4 protein-coding genes are annotated in these 4,212 nt (G+C 51.6%); 2 read left to right on the top strand and 2 right to left on the bottom strand.

Annotation, left to right across the window (positions count from 1 at the left end; all coding sequences use genetic code 11):
• Positions 1 to 124: 124 nt before the first annotated feature.
• Positions 125 to 1,357: an MFS transporter gene (locus tag FDW94_RS14290; RefSeq protein WP_137377787.1), complete on the bottom strand. Its 1,233-nt coding sequence runs from the start codon at positions 1,355 to 1,357 to the stop codon at positions 125 to 127.
• 297 nt (positions 1,358 to 1,654) lie between these two features.
• On the opposite strand from FDW94_RS14290, the gene ybjG reads away from it, so the two are divergent.
• Positions 1,655 to 2,263, top strand: a complete 609-nt coding sequence (gene ybjG, locus FDW94_RS14285) for an undecaprenyl-diphosphate phosphatase (protein WP_126956738.1) — start codon at positions 1,655 to 1,657, stop codon at positions 2,261 to 2,263.
• A gap of 64 nt (positions 2,264 to 2,327) precedes the next feature.
• On the top strand, positions 2,328 to 3,086 hold the full coding sequence (deoR, locus tag FDW94_RS14280; RefSeq protein ID WP_032942805.1) for a DNA-binding transcriptional repressor DeoR: 759 nt from the start codon (positions 2,328 to 2,330) through the stop codon (positions 3,084 to 3,086).
• 45 nt (positions 3,087 to 3,131) lie between these two features.
• Here the strand turns inward: deoR and dacC are convergent.
• Positions 3,132 to 4,212, bottom strand: a 1,081-nt coding sequence (gene dacC, locus FDW94_RS14275) for a serine-type D-Ala-D-Ala carboxypeptidase (protein ID WP_137377792.1), incomplete at its 5' end; no start/stop codon positions are given.

The raw sequence follows: 4,212 nt of genomic DNA, 5'->3' as shown, positions 1-4,212 counted from the left end.
TTTGCTACAGGCCGCCGGATGGCGCTTCGCTTATCCGGCCTACAGCGTGATTCTATTATCAACATAATGATGAATTTATCGGCGTCATTATGCTTATCTGCGCTGGATTGCGGAAATCCGGACCTTAACCTTCCCGGGAATTCCCTACCCGTTTATCTTTCAGGAAGATAACCATCAGAATCAGCCACAGTACGCCGCTTGCCAGATTGAACAGGCTGAACAAGCCGTTCCCTCCCAGCAGATACGCGTGTTTGCTCAACTCAATACCGACGGTAAAAATCAGCATCTGCAACATACCCATTGCGGCAGAAACAGTACCCTTACTCATTTCGCTGGCAAACAGCGTCAGGCGCACCAGCCCCGCATTCGCCACGCCAATGCCAAACGCATAGATGCTCAAACCCGCCGTCATCCATAGATATGCATGGGATGACACCACCGTGGCCGCAGCGGCAATAATCAGGCCAACGGCGATTGGCCAGCCGCCCATGATAATGAGCGAACGCACGGTTTTTCGCGAAGTCAGACGCGCCAGCACCAGGTTACCAGCAATCAACGCGCCAAAAATCGGCACCTGCAACAAACCATATTCGTAGCTGCTGAGATGTTCACCACTGATGATAATAATCGGGGACTGCGCAATCCACGCCAGTAACGGCAGGCTGACAAAACCCAACGCCAGTGCGCCTGCAACGAAGCGCACGTTCCTCAGCACCAGCTTATAATCCTTGCCCAGCTCTTTAATGGACAGCTTTTCACCAAGCCGGGTTGCCGTTTCTGGCATCGCGCGTTGCAGACCAAAAAAGGAGATGGCCGCCAGAGCAGCAAACAGGATAAACATCCCTTCCCACGGCAGAACATGTACCCAGGCTGCGCCTACCAACGGACCCAGCAGTGGCGCAATCAGCGCCACGTTTGCCATCAGCGCGGTAATTTTTATGCAGACCGCTTCTTCAAAGGATTCCTGAATGGCGGCGTAACCCACTGCACCAATAAAGCACAGGCTTATCCCCTGTAAAAAACGCAGGAAGGTAAATTGCTCAATATTCTGTGCAAGCAGGGTTGCAAGGCAGGTAACGATGAACCAGATCACACCGGTTAACATTACCGGACGACGACCAATACGGTCCGACAGCGGTCCTAACAACCACTGCAAAAACATGCCGCCTGCCAGATAGGCGGTCATGGACGTAGGTACCCAATCTAATCCGGCGTTATATTGCGCCACCACCACCAACATTCCGGGCTGGATCATATCGTTGCCGATATAAGTGGAGAATTCGTAAAGCACCAGACAGAGCGGGAAAAGTAATGCCTGACGCCCCAAACGGACGCCTGAAGATAAACGGTTCTGCATGCAATCTCTTAACTATAGAAAAATCGCGCAAAGTGTAATAAATGCGCCGTACTGGTGATAGTGAATTATGTGATTTGAAAGCAAAATGCGCACATTTTTACACTCATTTGCTCAAGAACATTTTGCTTTAAGGTTAATTTAAGTTGAGACCGCTATCATGCTCAATAAGTCTCATTAATTGTCTTAAAAATCGTCATTTAACAGGCAAATAAGACAAGACCGCTTTTTATCCCGTGAAAGCAATTTTATGCTCTCCCCAAATGGGTCTATTTAACGATTACACTGAGTCTGGACGTTATGCTGGAAAATCTGAACAATTCGCTTTTTTACCTGATCAATGCAACACCCGACTCTGCGCAATGGGCAATTTCGCTCGCCATTTTCATTGCCAAAGATCTGATCAGCATTGTGCCGCTGTTAGCCGTTGTGCTCTGGCTTTGGGGACCTCGTGGTCAGGTTACGCTCCAGCGCCAGTTGGTCATCAAAATGGCCATTGCGTTGGTAGTCGGTCTGACGATTTCTTGGCTGATGGGGCATCTTTTCCCCCACGATCGTCCGTTCGTTAACCACATCGGTTATAACTTCCTGCACCATGCGGCAGATGACTCTTTCCCGAGCGACCACGGTACGGTTATCTTTACCTTTGCTCTGGCCTTCCTGTTCTGGCATCGCTTGTGGACGGGTGCTCTGCTGATGGTTGTCGCCGTGGCGATTGCCTGGTCACGTGTTTACCTTGGCGTTCACTGGCCGATGGATATGCTGGGCGGATTACTGGCCGGGTTGATCGGCTGTCTGAGCGCCCAGATGATCTGGCAACGGTTCGGCACAACCTTGTACCTCGGCTTGCAGACGTGCTATCGCACCTGCTTCGCTCTCCCCATCCGTAAAGGTTGGGTACGTGACTAACCCGCGGTAAAAAGAGTAGTATTAAGCGCGAAACTGAGCACTTATTCTATTCTCCAGGGGAACTATGGAAACTCGACGCGACGAGCGTATTGGTCAATTACTGCAGGCGCTGAAACGCAGCGATAAATTACACCTCAAAGAAGCCGCGACGTTGCTGGGCGTATCTGAGATGACCATTCGTCGCGACCTGAATAATCATGATGCTCCCGTCGTGCTGCTCGGGGGCTATATTGTTCTGGAACCCCGCAGCGCTAACCACTATTTAATCAGCGATCAAAAATCCCGTCTGGTTGATGAAAAGCGTCGCGCTGCCCAGCAGGCGGCGAGTCTCGTGCAGGCGCATCAGACCATCTTTTTCGATTGCGGTACGACCACGCCGTGGATCATTGAAGCGATCGACAATGAACTGCCCTTCACCGCAATCTGCTACTCGTTGAATACGTTTCTGGTGCTGCAGGAAAAACCGCAGTGCCGCGTCATTCTGTGTGGTGGTGAATTCCATGCCAGTAACGCGATTTTTAAACCACTCGATTTCCAGGAAACGCTGAACAACCTCTGTCCGGATATCGCCTTTTATTCCGCAGCAGGTGTTCACATCGAAAAAGGCGCGACCTGTTTTAATCTGGAAGAACTGCCGGTGAAGCACTGGGCGATGTCGATGGCGCAGCATCACGTTTTGGTGGTCGATCACAGCAAGTTTGGCAAGGTGCGACCTGCGAGGATGGGGGAATTAAAACGCTTTGATACCATCATCAGCGACAGCCGTCCTGACGAGGCATTTGTTGAGTACGCTAAAGCACAACGTATCACGCTGAAGTACTAACAGATACTGCCGGACGGCGATTGCGCCATCCGGCAGTAGATAAGATTAAGAGAACCAACCACCAAACCACTGGTGGAATTTCATCATCACAAAGTCCCACATGCGGCTAAAGAAACCACCCTCTTCCACATCTTCCATCACCATCAACGGACGCTGCTCAATGGATTTTCCGTTCAACTGGAAGTCGATAGTGCCCACAACCTGACCTTTCTTCAGCGGTGCAGTTAGCTGTGGTTCAGTCAGGGTAAAGCTGGCCTTCAGGTTTTTGAGCTGGCCACGCGGAATGGTCACAGACCCCCCTTCTCCGGCGCCCAAATTCACTTCACTCTTATCGCCAAACCAGACGCGCTGGGTGACGAAAGTCGCATCCGGCTTGATCGGCGTAACGGTTTCAAAGAAACGGAAACCCCAGGTCAGCAGCTTTTCTGACTCATTGAAACGAATGCGGTCGGTTTTTGCTCCCAGCACCACGGAGATCAGGCGCATATCACCCTGGGTCGCGGAGGCCACCAGGTTGTATCCCGCCCCGGCAGTGGTCCCGGTTTTCATACCGTCCACGTTCAGGTTGGTGCTCCACAACAGACGGTTGCGGTTCGGTTGACGTATTTTATTGAAGGTAAATTCTTTCTCTTTGTGAATAGCGTACTCTTCCGGCACATCGTGGATTAACGCCTTCCCGAGCAACGCCATATCACGTGCGGTACTGAACTGTCCTGCCGCATCCAGGCCGTGTACCGTCTGGAAAGTCGTGTTGGTCAGCCCCAGTTTTTTCGCATAGCCGTTCATCAGACCAATAAAAGATTCCTGACTGCCGGCAACGTAATCAGCGAGTGCAATACAGGCATCGTTACCTGACTGAATGATAACGCCTTTATTCAGATCGGACACCGCGACCTGATCGCCGGGCTTGAGGAACATGACCGACGAACCGCGCAGGGCTGGATTACCGGTCGCCCAGGCGTCTTTGCCCACGGTGACCATGTCGTTGAGGTTAATTTTTCCGGCCTTCAGCGCCTGCCCAACCACATAGCTGGTCATGATTTTGGTCAGACTGGCAGGATCCAGTTTCTCATCAGCATTACCTTCCGCCAGCACCTTACCACTGGCGTAATCCATCAGAATCCAC

The organism is Citrobacter sp. wls757, assembly GCF_005280935.1.
Lineage (GTDB): Bacteria > Pseudomonadota > Gammaproteobacteria > Enterobacterales > Enterobacteriaceae > Citrobacter > Citrobacter portucalensis.
This window is presented reverse-complemented; position numbering and strand designations above follow the sequence as displayed.